Origin of the sequence: Streptomyces sp. CB02261, assembly GCF_001905665.1 — a bacterium.
In the GTDB taxonomy this organism is placed as follows: Bacteria; Actinomycetota; Actinomycetes; order Streptomycetales; family Streptomycetaceae; genus Streptomyces.
Map to the genome: position 1 here is coordinate 268,940 of NZ_LIVX01000012.1, position 18,896 is coordinate 287,835.

The following is an 18,896-nucleotide window of genomic DNA, read 5'->3' on the forward strand; positions in this document are numbered from 1 at the left end:
CCCACCCGTTCAGTGATCAACCACAAGCCCTACCGCACGTCGGCGCACGATCGGCTGCGCCACCCTGCGCACTCCGCCATCAGCGTGACCGGCCCCAGTAACAGCCGTTCTGCACCTTTCTTCGCGCGTCAGGCCATTCTTCGCACACGAAGACGACGCGACGCAGCCTGTCCCGCCTGCGCCCCGGTGTCAGTGCCTCGTGTGATCCTGCACAGGCCCGGCGGCGCCCATCCTTGAAGCCGATGCCGCCGCCGGGCCCACCTCCGCAACCGCGTCACCGAGTAGCACTGGGGGCGTGCGATCACGGGCCGGGTCTGCCTAGCCTGGGGGCACGTCCAGGGGGGTCCTGGAGGAGTGCGGATGCCCCGTCCACTGTGGTCCGGAGCGGTGTCGTTCGGGCTGGTCACGGTCCCGTGCAAGTTGGAGGCTGCCGTCGAGCGGCATGACGTGTCGCTGCGGCAGATCCACGTGGAGGACGGGGGCCGCGTCCGGTACCGCAAAACGTGCTCGATCGATGACCGGGAGCTGCGCGAGGACGAGATCGGCAAGGGATACGAGGTCAGCAAGGACCACGTCATCCCGATCACGGACCAGGACCTGGCGGACATGCCGCTGCCCACCGCGAAGGCGATCGAGATCGTGGCGTTCGTCGACCGGTCCTCGGTCGATCCGGTGCAGTTCGGCGCCGGCTCCTACTATCTGTCCGCCGACGGCCAGGTAGCCGCGAAACCGTACGTCCTGCTGCGGAAGGCGCTGGAGCGCAACGAGAAGGTGGCGGTCGCGAAGTACGCGTTGCGGGGCCGTGAGCGCCTGGGCCTGCTCCGCCCCATGGGCGACGCGCTGCTGCTGTCCGGGCTGCACTGGGGAGATGAGATCCGTTCCTCCGACGAGGTCACCCCGCCCGAGACCGCGCTCACCGAGGAGGAGATCGCGAGCGCGCTCGCACTCTTGGACACGATGACCGTCGACTCGATCACCGAGCTGGATGTCACCGACCACTACACCGAGGCGTTCCACGAGGTGATCGCGGCGAAAGCCGAGCACCGGGCACCGAAGCCCGTCGAGGCTGAGGCGGCGCCGGCCGGGCAGGTGGTCGACCTGATGGCCGCGCTTGAGGCATCGGTGGCCGACGCCCGCGAACGCCGGGGCGAGACGGGCGGGGGTGAGGCGACGGTGCACGAGATGCCCACGCCGAAGAAGAAGGCGGCGGCCAAGAAGACGCCCGCGAAGAAGACGGCCGCCAAGAAGACCACGGCGAAGAAGACCGCCCGAAAGCGCGCCTCCTAGGGCTTCCCGCCCGAGCGCCCCTGACGTGCTGGAGGCTTGTCGATTCCGAGGCTTCCCCAGGGGGCGCACAGTTCGCACATCTCCAGCCCGGGGAACTCCTCGAACGTCATCCGTACCTCCTCCTTGCTGAGGAGGCTGGGCATGTTCTTGGCGATCGAGCAGTTCCCGCGATGCAGCACCGGATGCCCTTCGACCGCGCGGGACGGCAGCACCTTCCACGACATCTCCCGGCGGGCGACCTCCCGGCGCCGGCGCTCCTGCTCCTGCTGGGCTTCCAGCTCCCGGATCGTCCGGTCGGCCTGGTCCAGTTGCCACCGGAGCCAGTCCCGCAGCGTCCGCTGCTTCTCCAGCCGGTCGGCTATCGGCATCTCCATGGCGGGCACCCGCTCACGCCGCCTCGGCCACGCCCGTGACGGCGGCCATGACGTCCTCGTGGCTCTTGAGCGCCATCCTGGCCGCGATCAGCTCGGGGCCGCGTTCCGGCTTGCTCCAGTACGCGTGTGTGGAGACCGCGACCGACAACTCCCGCACGAGGTCCCACAGCCGCTTTTCCTCGGCGGCCTGCTCCGGGGTGTAGCCGGGGGACGGCTCACGCCCGCCGGCCACCTCGCCGGTATGCGGGTGCACGGTGCCGGGCCAGCCGGGCAGGGGCTCCACCGACCAGGGCAGGGCACGGCACAAGGCCTGGTACTCGGCGCGGGCCTGATGGNCGCAGCGTCCGCTGCTTCTCCAGCCGGTCGGCTATCGGCATCTCCATGGCGGGCACCCGCTCACGCCGCCTCGGCCACGCCCGTGACGGCGGCCATGACGTCCTCGTGGCTCTTGAGCGCCATCCTGGCCGCGATCAGTTCGGGGCCGCGTTCCGGCTTGCTCCAGTACGGGTGTGTGGAGACCGCGATGGACAGTTCGCGTACGAGGTCCCACAGGCGCTTTTCCTCGGCGGCCTGCTCCGGGGTGTAGCCGGGGGACGGCTCACGCCCGCCGCTCACCTCGCCGGTATGCGGGTGAACGGTGCCGGGCCAGCCGGGCAGGGGCTCCACCGACCACGGCAGGGCCCGGCACAGCGCCTGGTACTCGGCGCGGGCCTGATGAAGCCTGGCCTGGAGGCTCTTCAGATCCTCGGGGAAGCCGTAGGGGTCCTTCTTCGCGGTGCCGTTGTCGCTCACCCCAGAAACGTACCTCTGTTCGATTTCTGGAAGCCAGCCACCACACACACCCGACCGCGACCACCCTCCAGCGCCCCCGAACCAGACCCACGGCGACACTCCGCCCCACCGGCCCCCCTCGCCCCCAGACAGGCGACGCACGGCCGTCACCCGGCCTCCCGCGCTCCACACCCCACGGGGTCCAGACACGGCGCGCACCGCCCTCAGAACGCCGCAAGAGCCCGTCCGCCGGGAGCCGATGCCCCGACGGCCCCCTGGCTCGTTGAACCCAGGTGACTTCCCTCTTCGCTCTCGACCACGCCGCATACCTCCAGCCCCGCTGCTCCCTGTGCTGGCGCACCGGCCCGGCCACCGCCCTGGACACCCCCGCGGACTCCCTGCACGCCGCCGCCCGCGAACACCTCACCCACGCCCACCCCGGCGCCCCCGACGACGCGGTCGAGATCGAGCCCGGCCGCGCCGTCATCGGCTGGGACGGCATCGAGCCCCCGCACGAGTGGCACAACCGCGTCTTCCCACCCACCTGGTGACCACCTCGGCCACGCCCGTACGGCGGCTCTCGTCGCTCTTCAGCGCCCCCAGAACGCATTGCGCCCCCGTACCCGGGGATCGCTGGGTACGGGGGCGCTAGGGAAGCGGATCAACGACCAGTCGGCCCTACCTCCCATGCGGCACGGTAGTCGCCCGGCGGGACTGCGCTGTGCGGCGCGTCCTTCGTTGGAGGGGTTCCGGCACGCGGATGAGTGACAGCCGTGCGGCGCAGGTGACGAGGGGGGCATCAGTTCGCCTCTGGGCCGGCCCGGCGGGGCATCCGGAGGTGGACCGACGGCGCGGTCAGGCGTTGCTCGAGCGGAGGGTGGTCGCATCCCGGAGGATGCGCCACCCTCGTCGTGGGCTTGCGCGCTGGAAGACGCGACCTGCCCGATCCCTGTTTCGTGGTGCAGCCACAACGCCAGGGGATCCCGGGCAAGGCCCGGGACGGCGCTCTCCGAGAGTGTCACCGCCATGCCGTCTAGGCAACGTCTCTCTGGCCGGAATTGAATCAACTCCGCAGGTTTATGCCGCCTGAGCAGGCATTCTCATTTTCGGGGCCTCTCCCCCGGCCATAAGTTCGGCCCCGTGCGGCGGTGCCGCCTAGTCGGTTGCGAATCAACTGCGCGTGCGAGACGCGAACGGATTGTGATCGCCGGATTACTGGTGAGAAGATCCGACAGGTCCGGCGTTCAGGGTCTGGAAGCCCTGCCGGACTCCGTTTTGGTGCAGCCGCATCAGTCGCGCGTCCTCCTGGAGGCGCGACTGATGCTGACCGACAACAAGGGGAGTACCTCATGCGCTCTATCGAATCGGCCGGGATGCCCAGCCCCCGCAGCCGCCCTCTGACCGGCGGCGAGATCGTCATCGTGGTCGTCGTCATGGTCCTGGCGGCCGTGCTCACCATCGCCGGACTGCCGATGTTCGGCATCGCCGAGCTGCTCGGCGGCACGGCGGCTGTCGTCCTTGGCCTGATGCGCTCCGGCGCCCGGGGCGCCGGGCCGGCACAGTAGAAGCGACGCTTCATCATGGGACGGGGTGAGAACGCCGTTGCCGCCGGTACCCGCCAGTTAGAAGCGCTGGCGCTGTGGCTCCGGGCCCAGCGCGACCGCGAGGGAATCACCTACGCGGTCATGGTCAGGCGCATCAACCACGAATACACCGCGTCCGTGTTCTCACGAGCGGCCAGCGGGCAGTCCGTGCCCACTCGCCAAGTCGTCGAAGCCTACGCCCGCGCCTGCAACGCCGAGCCGGCCGAGGCCCGGCGACTGTGGAAAGCCGCCCGCTACGCCCAGCGCCGGCAGGGAGACGACGAATTCCAGGACCTGGCCGACAAACTCGGCCGGGCCCTGTCCCACCCCAAGGTCATCGAGACCGAGGGCCAACTACGCCGCGCCATGGTGCAGCTCCGGGCCAGGGACGGCCAGCCTTCACTCGCGGAGCTGCAGAAGCGGGCCGGCCTGACCCCCGACGGAAGGCCCCGGCTGCCCAAGAGCAGCCTCGGCGCGGTACTCAGAGGCGATGCTGTGCCCACCCGTCACCACATCATCGCTTTCGCGGAGGCGATGGGGCTGTCGCGCCGCAAGGTCGAGGACTGGGGAAAGGCGTGGGACCGAGTGGTCGGCGGGTCGGGCCCGCACGCCCCAGTCCTGCCCCGGCAGCCCAGCCGTCCCCCAGCGCGCTCAGATCTACCGGGCGCGGTCGGACCAGGCGGGCGGCCGGCGGCCCCGACCCGCCCGCCCTGGCCCATCGACACGTTTGTTCAGCCACACGCCGCCGGCCTTATGAACTTCTACACCCTAGCGATGACGGAGGACATCATGGCCCTGCAGATCAGCCCACCCTCTCTTCACCCGGCGAACAACCGCCGCAAGTACGCCCGCGGCCCCCAGCCCCCCCTGCCCCCCGCCGGCCACACCGGCTCAGGGCTGCCCATCCGGGACCCCCGCCGCTACACCCCACCGGTGCCCGGCCACCGCGGCTTGCTCCTGCCGGGGTGACCGCCCCCGAGACACGTCGGCGTGCAGAGTAGAGGGGGGCAGGCGAACCCCGCCCCCAGGCCGCCTCTTCCTCCGCCCTAGGCCTTGCGGGGGCGGCGCTTGTTGCCGTGGGCGACAACCAGAACCCCTCCTTGGCCGACCTCCGTCGACCCGCCGCCCGGCGCCGCACCGGGTGGTAGAACCAGGCATGGAACCGATCACCTCCAGCGTCGCCACCGCAGGCATCAAGACCGCTGTCAGCCCGCTCAGCGCCCTGATAAGCCGCTACCAGCCCGCTGGTGTTCCCCGGCTCGGCAGCAAGGAGGACCGGGCGGGCGCTTACCGCCGACTTCTGGACGCCTCCACCCGTGCCTTCGCCTACCAGTACCAGTTCTCCAACCTGCGCCGTGAAGCCGGATGGTCCGCGAACAAGCTGCTCGTCGCACAGATGCCCACGATGTGGGAGATCAGCAGCGAACTGATCAGCGCGCTCAACGGCGTACGCCTGTGCGGCAGCGTCCAGGTCATCGACGCTGCGGAGAACCTCGTCACGGCCGTCGGCGACCTGAACATGAACGAGAAGAGGAAGGCTCGATTCCAGCTCCAGGCCGAAGCGCTCGTCACCGCCCAGAAGATCTTCTTGGACGCCTGCCGAGAGGAACTCTCCTACAACGCCCGTTGGTATCAGATCCTGCGCAAGCGCAAGGAGAGGCGCTTCCTTCGGCGCCAGACATCCAGCTGACGAGGACTCGGCCAGGGTGGCGCGGGAATAGGGAGATAGACGTCCTACGCCTTGTCTGTGCCTAGGCGGACCTGAACGTTTCTCCGGTGAACCTGCTCGCCCACCCGGGCGAGGCAGGCGAGAAGGTGGTGGCCGGGCACTGACACAGGCCGGTATGCCAGCTCTCGTGATCAAGAACATGGCTCGCGGCCTCGCCGCGCTCTCCCTTGCCCTGACTCCGCTCGCCGTCCCGGCCTCAACCCATGCCTCCGCGCCTGCCATGGCCGCGGCGCAGACGTTCCCGCTCAGCTACGCGATCGGTCAGATCCCGGTCGCCGAGGAGAGCCGCGCCGGGTACACCCGGGACAAGTTCCGGCACTGGAACACCGGGCTGGACCCCGCGGACGGCTGTAACACCCGCTCTGAGGTTCTTCTCGCCGAGGCGAGTGAGGCACCGTCGGTCGCGGCGGGTTGCAAGCTGGGCGAGGGGGAGTGGCTGTCGTACTACGACGAGCAGGAGGTCACCGACCCGGGCAAGCTCGACATCGACCACATGGTCCCGCTTGCCGAGGCCTGGGACTCCGGCGCCTCTGCTTGGGACGCGAAGCGGCGTGAGGCGTACGCCAACGACCAGGACGCGGCCAGCAGCCTGGTCGCGGTGACCGCGCGGACGAACCGTCAGAAGGCGGACCAGGACCCGGCGACGTGGATGCCGCCGGCCCCGGGCGCGACCTGCCGCTACCTCGCCGAGTGGACGGCGACCAAGCTCCGCTGGGGCCTGGCCGCCGACCAGAGTGAGATCGATGCCATCAACGTCTACGCCGGCGGCCCGTGCGAGGCCACTGTCGTCCACTACACCCCGGCCCCGTAGGACTCCGCCGAACGCATCGTGCCGCCCGCGACCGGGGTCACCGGGTACGGGCGGCACGTGGGAGGCGTACCAACGACCAGTCGGCCCGACCTCCCACGGCTCACGTAGCGGCCTGGCGGGGCGCCGCTGCTGCCCTTGTCCCTCGGAGGAGCGGTTCCGCCACGCGGAGGAGTGACCCGGCCCTGGTGCGGGTGACGACCGTCTGGGACGACGCGCAGTGGAGGGAGTGGCGCGGCGGCCCCGCCCACCAGTTCCACGCCGCCTGACGGATGCGGTGGGGCCGGGTGCAGCATGGGCACCCGGTCCCACCGCCGGTCAGCCGATCAGCTTGTGCAGCAGGGGAACGCTGCCCCCAGCGGCCACCAGGCCCGCCGCGACAGCTGAGGGCACGGACTTGTCGTGGAGGAACATGAGGCTGCCCATGACGAGGCCGATGATGACAGCCGCCAGGAACACCACGGCGGCGTGCACCGACAACAGCGGGGTCTCCGACGGCGTCCCTGCGCTGGCAGGGCCGGGCGGTTCGGGCCGGCCGGGTATGGGGGAGTGCGGGTGCGGGTCCCGAGGCATCGGGAGTCTCCTACGAGGCGGAGGAACAGAGACGGCGAACACCTGTGGTGGTGTCGTCCGCGTGGGGGTGGCGCGCGCCTCGCGGTCGGCGGTCCTGCTGCGGCTCTCTGGAGAGCGTCCCTGCGGGGCTTCGGCCCAGCCCAGGGCGGGCGTGTTCAGCGTAGCGGCGATCGGCGCGGGTGTTGCCCCGGGTGTCTGGCGGGTGGTCATCGGTATTGCCTCCGGCGTGAGTTCGACATGGCGGGCGGGACAGTGGCAGGACTCAGGTGCTTGCGTCTCGTCCTGGCGGGCACGGCTCCTTCACCCCGTAGGGCCGGAGGCCGGGACCCGGACAGCAGCGACCGGGAGGAAAGGTCCCGGGGTACGACGAAGGCCCGGACGCCTGGTCCGGGCCTTGCGCTGTCGAAGGTGGTCTAGCGAGTCGACTGCCAGTAAGGGATTCGGCAACCTTCCGGCCACTCGTGCTCTGACCGGGTGGCGGTGTTTGAGCGGTTACACAGAGCTGTCGTTGTGTGCTACTTGTGGGATCTTGCGTCCAGCGGGGGCTGGGGAGGGGAAGATCAGGTGGCGGATACCGGGGTGCGCCGGGCGTCGCGCGCGCAGGATGCGGTGCGGCTGCTGTTCCTGCTGGATCGCTGCGGTGCACCGTGCGGGGGTGACCAGGTAAATGATGAGCCGCAGGGAGCGGTCGCGGTGGTCCGGGGGCAGAAGCGGCTGCAGGCGTTGGATTTCTGGCTGCGGAATCCCGACTACCTGGCCGATGAGCTACTCAACCAGGTCGAGGCAGGGAAACTCGACGACACCGCGTTGGCGCTGGAGCGAGCCGACGCCCTACTGCAGGGTGACGAGCCGGAGATCTCTCGCTATCCGATGGTGCGCTGGCGATTCGGCGCGTGGGAGGCACTGGACGATGCCTTGGGCCTTTTGTACGCGCACGGTTTGATCGACATCGTGCCGGTGGGCGAGCCGCCGGCGAAGGTGGACCGGTGGGACTACTACCTGTTGCCGCCGGGCCGGGAGATGGCAGTCGAGTTGCGGACCGCTGCCGCAGATCTGGCCTGGTACGACGAGCGGGCCGTGGTGGTGCTGGCGGTGGCGGGGCATAGCAGCGGCAGCCAGCTGAAGGCTCTGCAGTACGCGCAGGCCGAGTACGAGCGCACGGTGTGGAAGGCGAGCATCAGCGGTATCACCGACCGGGTGCGTGAGCGGCTCGCGCAGGTCATGAAGCAGAGGGTGGGAGCGGGCGGATGAGTGACTTCGTCGAGACAGTGGCCCGCCGGGCTGGCATCGACAGCGAGCAGGCGGGAGAGACCCTGGCGCGGCACGGAGTGCGGGAGAGTGGTGTTCTGCCTCGGCCGCATCAGCTACTGATCAAGCGTCTGGCGTTCACCGGGGAGAAGAGCGGCAAGTCCACCGGCACAGTCAACTTCTCCTGGGACCTGGAACCGGGCCTGTGGGGCGTGACGGCGGATAACTTGCGCGGCAAGAGCAGCGTCCTGGAGATCATCTGGTGGTGCCTGCGCGGTACCGGCGCTCTCCAGGCCGACGTGAGGAACTGGATCCACCATGTCCGTCTGGATGCCCAAGTCGACGGCGAGGCGTTCACGGTGCGCGTCGACAACACCGGCGGCCAGCTGACTGGAACCCTGGCCGTCGGCGTCCAGCAACACGTCACGTCCTTCGCCGATGAGACGGAATTCGCGTCGGTAATGGGTGCCTTCATGATGGACCGGCTGGGGTTGGAGTTTCTGCGCGGCTGGCGCAAGGACACCCCCGCCCGCTCCGGCGCCGACTCCGATAGCCGAGACGGCCAGGTCGTGGTGACGTCCTGGCCGGCCTTCAGCCACGCGCTGCTGTGCCGCAACCGCGAGAGCGACGCTTTGTTGGGAGAAACAGCAGGCGGCGGCACGATGGTGAGCCTGCTGCAGATGTTCGTCGGCCTGCCATGGACGACGACCCGCCGTGATGCCAAAGCAGCCCTCGACCTGGTGCAGCAGTCCCTGCGAGGCCAGCGCCGGCGCGCCCAGCAGGACCTCACCGCCCGTGGATCGACCCTGCAAGATCTGGAAGAGCAGCTTGACCAGGCCCGCCAGCGAGCTGCTCAGATCGCGGCGGCGCCGAGCCTGGAGGACGCCGCCGAAGCGGTTGAGCAGGCTGGCGCCCGCCTGACCGAACTGATCGCCCAGCACACCGAAGCCGTACAGCAGATGCACCAGACCCGCCAGGCCGAGGAAGAGATCCACGAAACCCTCGTCCTGGACCAAGCCCGTCTGCGAGACCTACGGGAGACCGCGGTCGCTCAGCGCTTCTTCGGCGCACTGAAACCAACCTGCTGCCCGCGCTGCTCCACCACCCTGGACCAGCTACCCCACGCTGGTTTGGACGAGACGCACTGCCGCATCTGCGGGTCCGCCCCGGCGGAAATACCCGCTGACCCGTCCGCAGCCGATGAGCTGGCCGCCACCGTCGACACCCTCAAGAAGGCCCACTCCCACGCTAAGACCGTGGCCCAGCAGGCTGCCAAGACCGCCGCTGGCATTGAGGCGGCCCTCGCGCAAACCCGCGCCGATCTGGCCGCAGCCCAAGCAGCCATGCCTCGCGAGTCCGCACTGCGTGCCCACCTGGAAGTCGCCCGTCTCGAAGGCAAACTCGCCGAGCGGCAGGCGGCGAATCAGCATGCCCGCCGGCCGGACGGGATGTCGGCAGAGGAACAGGTACTGGAGGCGGCGGCGAAGGAAGCCGACAAGCGTGCCAAGGACGCCTCGACCGCACTGTTGGGTGCCGTGAGTGAGGAGATCTGCCGCCTAGGCATTCGGCTCGGCATGAAGGAACTTCAGGCCATCAAGCTGCTGGGCAACGGCAAACTCGAGGTCACCAAGGGTGGTAGCAAGACCACCTTCACGGCCGTCACACCTGGCGAACAGGTGCGCCTCCGCATCGCCACCCTGCTCGCGCTGCTGCGCGTCGGCAAGGAAACCGGCGTGGGCCGCCATCCCGGCCTGCTCCTGCTCGACTCCGCTGGCGCACAGGAGACCATCGACGTCGACGTGGCGGAAGTCCTCAGCCAGCTCAAGGACATCTGCGAGGAGACAGCCGGTCTGCAAGTCATCACGGCCACGGCCAAACGTGACCTGGCCACTGCGGCTATTCCTGCCGACCGCCTGCGCGTCGCGGGACCGGGCGCCCCCGTGTGGTAGCCAGCTCGTTAAGCTAACCGACCGTCCATCACCGCCCGTCCATCGAGAAAGGCCACCCTCCGTGACCCCACTCGAGATACTCCTTGCCCAGGACGGCGATCCACCTACTCTCACTGACCTCGGCGGCGAGGACACCTTCTGGCAGCAGGCCCATACCCTGGCCGCCTCACCACTGTGGTTCCGAGCCGCTGAGACACTTCTGGTCGAATGGGACACCCTCCACTATCCCGACCAGGCAGCCACCTTCGTCACGCAGGCCCTGACCACGACCACCAGCCCTGCGGCCGCCGACGACCTCCTCGACCAGCTCGTCGAGCACCCCGGCTACCTCCAACGCGCGAGTGCCCAGCTCAACACCCTCGCCCTCGAACGCAGCCGTCACCACAGCACCCCCCTGGAAGCCGAACTCGCTGGCATCTTCCTCGAAGCCGCCCTGCGCCTCGCTCTTCCGGGAACTACCAAGCGTTACGGACTCTTGGACCGCCTCGTCGACCCCGACGCCATAGCGGCTCCCGGCGCGTACGCCCGTCGCGTCGTCCGTGCCCTGGGCACCGCCTACGAGCAATGGCGAGACAGCGACCTCCTCATCGCGCTGCAGCGCTTTTCTCGCAGCACCGTCCACGGCGACGCCGCCTACGAGCTCGCCATGTGCCACCTCGCCGACGCAGCCAATGCCCCCGACCGCGCCACCCTGCTGGACGCCTTCGACACCGCTCGCGGACTTCTTCAGCAAGCCATCGACGCCGACGAGGACCGCCCCGACGCCACCGCCTTCCTCGCCGCTCTCGACGCCGTTCTCGCATTCGACACCGGCGACACCACAACCCTGGCCGCCGCCACCGGCCAGCTGCGCCGCTCTCTCACTGAACACGCCGTGTGGTTGACCGGCACCCGCACTCACTGGCGCGCCGGCCGCTACGACACCGAAACTGCCTGGTACACCCTCAGCTGCAGCCTTGAACATGCCGATGCCCACCTGGACCAACCTCTGACCGCCTGGCCTAACCAGACCATCCAGCACGTTCTCACCGCCTACACCGCGCACCGCAGCGTCCGTCTTCAGCCAGCCGAAGCCGCGCCGGGCCTCCAAGTCCTGGTCGCCCCGCGCATCGAGAAGGCTTTTGCCAGCCGCCAAGGCCTACTGCTGCACCTACGGGGGATGGTCGCCGATGCCCCCGATGACTGGGATGCTCACGCTGCCCATCAACTTCTCCAAGCCATCGACGACCGTCTACAAGCCGACGCCCCCCAGGCGCAACCAGGAGCCCCGGGAAAAGCCGCAGCGGCGGCCTCCTACCCAGAGCTGGCCGCCGAACTCGGTAGCCAGCTCCTCGCCAGCCTGCCCACGCACATGCTCACCAGCCTCCAGGCCAGCTACGCGGACTGGGAAGCCGCCCTGGTCAGAAAGCTGCCGATCGCCCAGCAGCACATCCACAACGACATCATCGCCGTCCTGCAGGGATGCGACGACTTCCAGCACCCCACCGTCCGGCAGCACTTCACCCACCTGGTCGTCCAGTCCATCCGCTTCCTGCACAGCAGGACCAATCGCGCCCGCGCCCACCACACACCGCGCTTCGCCTACCTCTTCGCCCCCGCGCCCGGCGAGAAGCTTCCCCTGGAGGAAACAGTCCAGGAAGACCTCCACGACTACCTGGACGGCAACCTGCAGGACGCCGACATCGAAGTCACCGACCGTAGTGGAGGTCGCGCCGACATCGAAGTCCGCTTCCCCGGCTTTAACACCGTCATCGAATGCAAGCGCACAAAAGGTAGAACCACGCGCCAGGGACTAAGGCGCTACCTCGGCCAGACAGTCGCCTATCAGGCCGGTGGCATCACCTTGGGCATGCTGGTCGTCCTCGACCTGACACCCAAACCAAGCTGGATCCCCAACATCCGCGACGACATGTGGGCAGACCACATTCCGTCACCAGTTCCAGAACAACGAGACCGGTGGGCTGTCGTTGTCCGCGTCCCGGGAAACAGAACATCTCCTTACGACATGACCACGCCGGCCCCAGCTCAGTAAAAATGATGCGGGCCTGAGAGCCCTCTCGAATGGCGGCGACCGATCCAACTATGCCCAGCGCATCCCGATCGCGGACAGCTGCTCCACCCGCTCCGGCGACAGCGTCGCGGCCCGGCTGCGCTGGTTCCCGATCCACGCCCCGAGCCGGAGCTCCCGCTCCGCCTGGTCCTCGCCGACGACGATCCGTTCGACGTGCTTCCTCGGCACCCGCAGGTGCCCCTCGCGCTCGAAGAACTGGCGGGTGGCCTCGTTGTTCAGTGCCCACTGTCGGCCTGCGTACGAGGCGGGTGCGGCTTCTCGTCCTCGGTCGCGGGTGTGATCCCGAGGACCTGCTCACGCATTCACTGCTGCACGGTCGTCAGGTGGTCCCACCCGTGCCGGACCGAGCGCACCCACCGCCCGAGGTCCTCGCCGAGCTGCTCGCGCCGCTCGTCAGACAGCGCCCCGGCCGATGACTCAACCGGCAGGCCCTCGGACAGCTGCTGGGGTCTGTCAATCGAAACGATTTACAGTCCCCCCTGGCGGTGACCCATCACAGGACGCTTACCGAACGGGCCGCAGCTCTCGCGGTCGCGGTCGACCGCAAGCCTGGCGACCTGACCGCACAAGCGACAGCACTGCAGGCGCGGGTGAGGAACTGCTGAGCGCGGCCGTCGCGGCGGAGCAGGAGCGGGGCCTGTCGTCGGTCCGGATCCAGGTTCACTGGGAGACGGCCCTGGAACGAGGCCGTACTGCACTCGCCGCGTGACGGCCGCCGCAACCACAGCGGCATGCCCGGCCCCAGGAGCAGGAGCAGGCTCCGCCCGAGCAGAAGGCCGGCGGAACCTGGCTCTCTCGCTTCCGCTACGACGAGCCCGGCACCCCGCCCGCCTGCACCTTGATGCTGCGGGATGCCGACAGAGCTCTACAGCCATGATCTGTCAACTCGGCTGCGCACGGGCTGGCCCGGGTGTTAGTCGTTGCTCTACACATCGCGAGAGCTAGGGCAACGGCATGATCATTCTGGACACGTGCGTCATACGGGGCATGCGCCTCGACGGCAGCGACGTGGAGGTCCTCCGCGCCATCGTGGCGACAGGTACGGAGCGCGTCAGCGCTCCCTCGATGGCCGTAGAGGAGCTCGCGGCGCAGAAGGCCATCGATTACCTCGAGGCGCACCGCGCGGCGGCCCGTGCGCTGCGACAGCTCGGGCACAAGAGCTCTCGGACGGAGCCGAAGCTCGAGGAGCCGGACGCGGAGGGCGTGCGGCAGATGTGGCGGAGGAAGTACGACTTCCTGCAGGTGCTCCCGACGAGAGGCGACGCCGCCCTCGAGGGCCTCTATCGGGAGGCCAACGTTCTTCCCCCTGCCGGCACGAAGGGCGACGGCGACAAGCAGGTGAAGGTCGGCGCCCGGGACGTCGCGATCTGGCTCACGGCCGTGGAGTACGCCCGGGAGCACCCCGACGAAACGGTCTACTTCGTGAGCGAGAACCATAAGGACTTCACGAAGGGCGGCACCGGCTACCCGGCGCCGATGGACAGCGACGTCGAGGGTCTCGGCGATCGCTTCGTTCACCTGACGAACCTGGGCGAGCTGCTGGAGACCGTCGCCCCGAAGCAGTACGCCGAGGAGGGGTACGTTCACGCCCTGCTCAGGTTCCACACGGACTATGTCGCCCGCCGAGCTCGTAAGACCTGGCGGTCCAGGCCCAACGCCTTCGAGGTCAGGACCCGCGAGGGTGACGCGATGGCGGCCCGCTGGTGGGCATTCCCCGACGACGTCCGGGTGCAGCTCCTCGACGTACGGGACAGCGCGGCTTACAAGCTCGGCACCCACAGCTGGATCGTGACGACCGCGCGCTGGGAGTTCGTTGGCTTGGCCATGACCACGTCGTCGCTCCAGCAGGGCGCATGCTTGTGGGAGACGCGCATCCTGTTTCCGGTGGCGGAAGGGGACGAGCCGACACCGAGGATCATGGCGTCCTGGCCGGCAGTGCCCGTCGAGGATGCTTTGACCGTCGACTGGCCGCCGCTCTTGAACACCTGGGAGTACATGCAGCGTGTCCAGGAGGTCGCCGCAGCCGAAGGCCGCAAGGCGACATGGGTCGAGCTGCTGACGGGGATGCTGCTCGCGTTCCCGCTGTTGCAGCAGGGCGCCGACGCGGACCTGTCGCAGTACCCGGCGGTACTGCCGTCGCTCGTCCCCCGGGAGCTCTCTTCGTTCCAGCTCGAACAGGTTGACGGGCAGTCTGAGGAAGACGAGTCGGACGAGGACTGATACCGGGGTCAGGCTGGCGGGCGCACGGGCAAAGCGTTCGGGCTCTTGCGGGCCCCCGAGAAATGCGTCTACCCCGGGGGCCCGCCTCTGTCCTAGCTGACGGCCTCGCCCCGTACTCCGCGGGGGATGTCGCTGCGGTGTCGCTCGCCGGACGCACGGGGGCGCGGCGGGCCAGGGCGGCGGCCACGGCCGGGCCGTAGCCGAGTGCTGACTCTCACTTCAGCGCTTGAGTGTTTTCTCGTTCTGGTGTCCAGGGAATACGGACCTGAGTGGTATGTCCTGGACACGTGGTGAGGCGGCGACAGACCCCTCGTGAGAATGCCCAGTACAGCGAAACGAGAATCAGCACGTTGACGCGGCCTGCACGGCGGCGGACTGCGCCGGGGCGGCCTGGGGGATCGTCACCGGCTTTGCCCAGTCCATGCCTAGCTTCGCGAGGGCGGCGAGCTGGTCGGCGTCCAGCCGGTCCCTCCTGGATTTCGTGTTCGAAATCCATACGCCCAGCTTCACAGTCACCGGCTCCGCCTCGCCGTCGACCTCGATCTCAACGACCGCGCCGCGCGGGACGGCCCGCTGGCCCTCCTTCTCCACCCACTGCGCCAGGGCGGCCAGGCCCCGCTGGAACGCCTGCTGCGCCTTCCTCGAAGCCTTTGTCGTGCGCGCGGCTGCGGGGGCGGGTGCCGGGGCTTGGTCGGGTTGTACGCCCAGCTTCCACAGTCGCTGCTGCTGCTCGGTCGACAGCTGCGCCCAGGTGCCGGGGTTCTTCTGCCGCTCCAGCCACTTGCCCAGGTCGTCGCCCTCGAACAGCACCCCGGGTTCGATGGCCGGCAGGACGCCGTCGGCGTCGACCAGGTCCGCGAGGACGCGGTAGTGGCGTTGCCAGTCCAGCGGCCACGGGCAGTCCCAGTCCTCATCGACCGCGGCCAGCTGCTGCGCACGCACGGCTGCCCGCTCCGCGTCCTTCCCCAGACCGCCCTTCCGGCGCAGGTTCGCCATGTGCTGCCCGACCGGCACCATCGCCTCACCCTCGCCCCACACCGCGTCCTGACGCGGCGCGAGGTGCCCCATGGCCCGCCGGTAGGACCGCAGCGCGGCGAGCTTGTTCTCCCACGCCTCCTCACCCGGCTCCCACACCATCCCGGCCTCCGGCGCGTCCAGCAGCGTCTTGCGCCGCTCCTGAAGCTCACCCGCCCGCAGCGCCTTCCGCTGCTGATGCACCCATCGCCCAAGCGGGAAATCCTTCGTGACCCCCACCTCGACCTCAACGTCGTAGGGCACGGCGTAGACGCCGGTGATCTCGTTCTCCGCCCGCCACCGCAGCAGGGCCTGGTAGCCCTCCAGCCACACCAGCGACTCCGGCCGGTAGACGCGGGTGCGCAGGAACGCGGCGATGGTGGCCGGGTCGCGCGGGCTGGAGAAGTGCAGCAGCGCCGACTCGGCAGCAGCGCCGGCGCCGTCGTCCTCCTGGTCCTCGCCGCCGCCCGCGCCGCTGGCGGTCCCGACGATCCGCCCGTCCTCGTCCCGCCGGACGTGCACCTTGCGCTTGCCGCTCGTGAGCGCGCGGGAGGCGAGCTGCTCGACCAGGCGCTCGTCATGCGAGCGCAGGCCCTGGAGGACCGCTACAAGGGGGCGGAACGAGGCGCTGGCGACCATGTCGGTGGGGTCCTCGCCGGGCTCCAGGAACACCGGCACGATGATCCTGGCCACCTTGGTCGAGCCGTCCTTGTTGGGCCGGAGGGCGCGGCCGATGTTCTGCACGATCTCCACCTGGGAGCCGCGGGTGTCGGCGAAGCAGACGGCCTCGACTCCCCGTTCGCCGGTGATGTCGACGCCCTCCCCGAGCACGCGAACGCTGGCGAGGAACGCCCGGTGCACGCGCCGCCCGGCGGCGTCGATGCCGCCTGCGAACTGGCGCAGCACCTCGCGGCGCTCGGACACGAGGTGGTCGCCGCACAGCCACGCCGACCAGACCCGGTCCGGCGGGACGTGGCGCCCGGCCTCCAGCTCGTAGAACTCCGCGTTGATCGACGACGCGGGCAGCCTCTCCGCCTTCGCCAGGTCCTCGTCCGAGGCGTCGTTCATGTACAGCGCGGCAGCGGTCTCGGGCAGCTTCTCCGCGAACGCCGCGGCTTCCTCCACCTTCTGGTGGAACGTCATGACCGTACGCAGGTTGTACGCGGCGGCGTGCTCCAGGAGCGCGGTCTGCAGCAGCGCCAGGCGCCGGCCGCGCCGCGCCTCCTCGGTCTCCCCGAGGACGGGGGAGGGGTCGCGGATCTCCAGCACGTCGATCTCGAACCCGGCGAGGATCTCCCGCTCGATCGCCTCCGAGAGTCCGAGCTCGGCGAGCCATGCGCCGTAGGTCCCGTTCGGGTCGTCGGCCATGGTCGCGAGCTCCACCCCTTGGCCATCCGCGCCCTTCTGCGGCCGGGGAGCGGCGAGGATGCGCGGGGTCGCGGTCAGGTAGAGCCGGAAGGCCGCCGGGATCCGGGCGTTGTCGTGGATCGCCGCCCACGGCCGACCAAGATCACCAGCGGTGCCATGGGCCTCATCCACGATGGCGAGGTCGAAGCCGTCCATGCGCTGGCCATAGAGCCGCTCCCCGCCCACCAGCGCGGCCTCCAACGGCCCGCGAACCTTCCGCTGGCCCTCGGGTGCGTCGACGTCCTCGCGGTCCACGAGAGAGGCGTACGTAGCGAACACGACCACAGGCCCTGCCCCCGCCCACAGCGCCAGCTGGATGGGGTTGGTGGTGGTGCGCACCCCCAGCGAGTTCAGCACCGCGTCGTTCTCCAGCGAGCACACCGCGACCATCGGGGCTCGGTGGCCCACCAGGCGCCACGCCTCGGCGGTCTGCACCAGCAGGTCCAGGGTCGGCACCATCACGAGGATCCGGCCGCCCGGGAAGCACTCGAGCGCGCACGCGGCGGCGGTGATCGTCTTGCCTGAGCCCGTCGCTGACACGATCGTGCCCCGTGCCCCCTCCGGGGGGACAGGTGATCTTGCGGGAAATCCAGCCCATTTGCGGAAACTCGTCTTTTGGTCGACCTGGTGTTCCCTGAGCTGGACCCCGAACATTTTCCGCCCTTCCCTTTATCGATATGGTCGCTTGAGTTCCAGGCCGACGTGAAAGGCCGGCCGGAGGGCACGCCGAGAATTCAGATGGGCGGACTGCGTCGTGCACCGGCCCTCCGGCTCCTGCCGCAGCGGGCAGGAGCCCGGGCCTCAGGGAGCGGCCTCATCTGCGGCAGGCCACGGTCTCCTCCACAGGACAGCCAGGACAGCCCCCGAGGTAGGGGTACTTCACATCCGGTCGTATGCTCACCCGCATGATTCATCCTGTCTCAGGGCCCCATACATGGAGGCACCTTGTCTCCGCGCTAGTGCTCGCCTCGCTGATCGCGCTCTGCTGGTACGCCACGCGGCCGGTGTATGCAGACTGCGTGTATTTCGGAAACTATTCCATCGATGAAGCTGTCGAATCCGGACAATGCGACCCTCCTCAGATGCGTTGGAGGACATGGGCAGGATGACCAAATGACCCGCATGGTGTCACGTACTTCTGCCAACTCTACATGCTGCATCAAAATCCGGGGCACCCCCCGCCCCGCACCAGCGGATAAGGTCCGGCCATGACCGCTGCCTGGTATGTCCTCATCGAAGAGGACACCCGAACCACCCAACGCGTTGACGGTACCGACCTGAAGCTGCACCGATGGATGCTCGCGGGCACGCACCGCATCGGCCAGGACCACGCGGAGGCGGTGGCGGCTGCCGAGGACGCGGCGCTGCACTTCCTGCCAGGCATCCTGGCCCGGCACGCCCGCCCGGGAGAACGAGCCTGCCCGTCATGCCCTGCTCACTCAGGACGGGTCATGGGTGGTGCTGGTGAAACAGCGTCACCGCGAATGCCGTGTACGGGTGACCACGGCTCAGCTCGTGCATTCGCGGGAAGAGAAGGAAGCACCGTCGAAGAGCCTGAAGGGAAAGTTCCGCAGTGCCATGGAGGGCCCGGCGCCTGCGGTGAAGCCTTGGACCTGGACACCAAGGGCAAGGCCGGTCAAACCTGACCGCCCCGCACCTCCTGGCCAGTGGACCCGCCGGCTGAAGCGAAAGGCGAAGCCGTCTCCAAGCCGCCCCAGGGCGCCAGCCGGCTCATCACGCGGCCCGACGAGCCGTCACCCCACGCCCACACAAGCGCCTGAGTCTCACAAGCCCAGAGAACCCCACCTTGTAGCCAGCCTGGCCCGCGCTAGCGGGCCCAAACGGTCCTGGAGGCGCAGCCG

The 18,896-nt window shown here is 69.1% G+C and carries 16 protein-coding genes; 11 read left to right on the plus strand and 5 right to left on the minus strand.

Features of this window, described 5'->3' with window-relative positions:
* Window positions 1-360 precede the first annotated feature (360 nt).
* Window positions 361-1,287, plus strand: a complete 927-nt coding sequence (gene ku / locus AMK29_RS32150) for a non-homologous end joining protein Ku (protein WP_073819563.1) — start codon at window positions 361-363, stop codon at window positions 1,285-1,287.
* Here ku and AMK29_RS32155 read toward each other — a convergent pair.
* A complete protein-coding gene (locus AMK29_RS32155) occupies window positions 1,284-1,661 on the minus strand; it encodes a DUF6233 domain-containing protein (protein ID WP_241845792.1) in 378 nt (125 codons plus the stop codon). The two genes, ku and AMK29_RS32155, sit on opposite strands and share 4 nt — an antisense overlap.
* A gap of 396 nt (window positions 1,662-2,057) precedes the next feature.
* Window positions 2,058-2,453 (minus strand): hypothetical protein, encoded by a 396-nt coding sequence (locus tag AMK29_RS32165; protein ID WP_073819565.1) that lies wholly within the window; start codon window positions 2,451-2,453, stop codon window positions 2,058-2,060.
* 272 nt (window positions 2,454-2,725) lie between these two features.
* Between AMK29_RS32165 and AMK29_RS32170 the strand changes: the two genes are divergently transcribed.
* The 5 genes from AMK29_RS32170 (at window position 2,726) to AMK29_RS32190 (ending at window position 6,555) form a co-directional block, all read left to right on the plus strand.
* Window positions 2,726-2,983 carry a hypothetical protein gene (locus tag AMK29_RS32170; protein WP_073819566.1) on the plus strand — a complete coding sequence of 86 codons (258 nt, stop codon included), beginning with the start codon at window positions 2,726-2,728 and terminating at the stop codon, window positions 2,981-2,983.
* 798 nt (window positions 2,984-3,781) lie between these two features.
* Window positions 3,782-3,997 (plus strand): hypothetical protein, encoded by a 216-nt coding sequence (locus AMK29_RS32175; RefSeq protein ID WP_143202968.1) that lies wholly within the window; start codon window positions 3,782-3,784, stop codon window positions 3,995-3,997.
* A 15-nt stretch (window positions 3,998-4,012) separates the two neighbouring features.
* Window positions 4,013-4,984 (plus strand): helix-turn-helix domain-containing protein, encoded by a 972-nt coding sequence (locus AMK29_RS32180; RefSeq protein ID WP_073819568.1) that lies wholly within the window; start codon window positions 4,013-4,015, stop codon window positions 4,982-4,984.
* Window positions 4,985-5,171: 187 nt separating this feature from the next.
* A complete protein-coding gene (locus AMK29_RS32185; protein ID WP_073819569.1) occupies window positions 5,172-5,705 on the plus strand; it encodes a hypothetical protein in 534 nt (177 codons plus the stop codon).
* 154 nt (window positions 5,706-5,859) lie between these two features.
* The gene (locus AMK29_RS32190; RefSeq protein ID WP_073819570.1) at window positions 5,860-6,555 is read left to right on the plus strand and encodes an HNH endonuclease family protein; all 696 of its coding nucleotides are present in this window, start codon (window positions 5,860-5,862) and stop codon (window positions 6,553-6,555) included.
* A 315-nt stretch (window positions 6,556-6,870) separates the two neighbouring features.
* On the opposite strand, the gene AMK29_RS32195 is transcribed toward AMK29_RS32190, so the two are convergent.
* The gene (locus AMK29_RS32195) at window positions 6,871-7,125 is read right to left on the minus strand and encodes a hypothetical protein (RefSeq protein WP_241845793.1); all 255 of its coding nucleotides are present in this window, start codon (window positions 7,123-7,125) and stop codon (window positions 6,871-6,873) included.
* Window positions 7,126-7,689: 564 nt separating this feature from the next.
* Here AMK29_RS32195 and AMK29_RS32200 point away from each other — a divergent pair.
* From AMK29_RS32200 to AMK29_RS32210, 3 genes are all read left to right on the plus strand, one after another.
* Window positions 7,690-8,376, plus strand: a complete 687-nt coding sequence (locus tag AMK29_RS32200; RefSeq protein WP_073819571.1) for a hypothetical protein — start codon at window positions 7,690-7,692, stop codon at window positions 8,374-8,376.
* Window positions 8,373-10,322, plus strand: a complete 1,950-nt coding sequence (locus tag AMK29_RS32205) for a hypothetical protein (protein ID WP_073819572.1) — start codon at window positions 8,373-8,375, stop codon at window positions 10,320-10,322. The genes AMK29_RS32200 and AMK29_RS32205 overlap by 4 nt, the downstream gene beginning before the upstream one ends.
* A 61-nt stretch (window positions 10,323-10,383) precedes the next feature.
* A complete protein-coding gene (locus AMK29_RS32210; protein WP_073819573.1) occupies window positions 10,384-12,354 on the plus strand; it encodes a hypothetical protein in 1,971 nt (656 codons plus the stop codon).
* A 48-nt stretch (window positions 12,355-12,402) separates the two neighbouring features.
* Here AMK29_RS32210 and AMK29_RS38040 read toward each other — a convergent pair whose 3' ends face one another.
* The gene (locus AMK29_RS38040; protein ID WP_443334091.1) at window positions 12,403-12,612 is read right to left on the minus strand and encodes a helicase associated domain-containing protein; all 210 of its coding nucleotides are present in this window, start codon (window positions 12,610-12,612) and stop codon (window positions 12,403-12,405) included.
* Between the two features lie 735 nt (window positions 12,613-13,347).
* On the opposite strand from AMK29_RS38040, the gene AMK29_RS32220 reads away from it, so the two are divergent.
* Window positions 13,348-14,613 (plus strand): PIN domain-containing protein, encoded by a 1,266-nt coding sequence (locus AMK29_RS32220; RefSeq protein WP_073819574.1) that lies wholly within the window; start codon window positions 13,348-13,350, stop codon window positions 14,611-14,613.
* 342 nt (window positions 14,614-14,955) lie between these two features.
* Here the strand turns inward: AMK29_RS32220 and AMK29_RS32225 are convergent, their stop codons facing one another.
* Window positions 14,956-17,688: a DEAD/DEAH box helicase gene (locus AMK29_RS32225; RefSeq protein WP_073819575.1), complete on the minus strand. Its 2,733-nt coding sequence runs from the start codon at window positions 17,686-17,688 to the stop codon at window positions 14,956-14,958.
* Window positions 17,689-18,242: 554 nt separating this feature from the next.
* On the opposite strand from AMK29_RS32225, the gene AMK29_RS36280 reads away from it, so the two are divergent.
* The gene (locus tag AMK29_RS36280; RefSeq protein WP_143202969.1) at window positions 18,243-18,680 is read left to right on the plus strand and encodes a hypothetical protein; all 438 of its coding nucleotides are present in this window, start codon (window positions 18,243-18,245) and stop codon (window positions 18,678-18,680) included.
* The last annotated feature ends 216 nt before the right edge of the window (window positions 18,681-18,896 follow it).

What these genes read in the sequence shown, in the direction of transcription:
- ku (WP_073819563.1), top strand. Translation starts at nt 361, where the DNA reads ATGCCCCGTCCACTGTGGTCCGGAGCGGTGTCGTTCGGGCTGGTCACG.
- AMK29_RS32155 (WP_241845792.1), bottom strand. Translation starts at nt 1,661, where the DNA reads ATGGAGATGCCGATAGCCGACCGGCTGGAGAAGCAGCGGACGCTGCGG.
- AMK29_RS32175 (WP_143202968.1), top strand. Translation starts at nt 3,782, where the DNA reads ATGCGCTCTATCGAATCGGCCGGGATGCCCAGCCCCCGCAGCCGCCCT.
- AMK29_RS32180 (WP_073819568.1), top strand. Translation starts at nt 4,013, where the DNA reads ATGGGACGGGGTGAGAACGCCGTTGCCGCCGGTACCCGCCAGTTAGAA.
- AMK29_RS32185 (WP_073819569.1), top strand. Translation starts at nt 5,172, where the DNA reads ATGGAACCGATCACCTCCAGCGTCGCCACCGCAGGCATCAAGACCGCT.
- AMK29_RS32190 (WP_073819570.1), top strand. Translation starts at nt 5,860, where the DNA reads ATGCCAGCTCTCGTGATCAAGAACATGGCTCGCGGCCTCGCCGCGCTC.
- AMK29_RS32195 (WP_241845793.1), bottom strand. Translation starts at nt 7,125, where the DNA reads ATGCCTCGGGACCCGCACCCGCACTCCCCCATACCCGGCCGGCCCGAA.
- AMK29_RS32205 (WP_073819572.1), top strand. Translation starts at nt 8,373, where the DNA reads ATGAGTGACTTCGTCGAGACAGTGGCCCGCCGGGCTGGCATCGACAGC.
- AMK29_RS32220 (WP_073819574.1), top strand. Translation starts at nt 13,348, where the DNA reads ATGATCATTCTGGACACGTGCGTCATACGGGGCATGCGCCTCGACGGC.
- AMK29_RS32225 (WP_073819575.1), bottom strand. Translation starts at nt 17,688, where the DNA reads ATGTTCGGGGTCCAGCTCAGGGAACACCAGGTCGACCAAAAGACGAGT.
- AMK29_RS36280 (WP_143202969.1), top strand. Translation starts at nt 18,243, where the DNA reads ATGACCGCTGCCTGGTATGTCCTCATCGAAGAGGACACCCGAACCACC.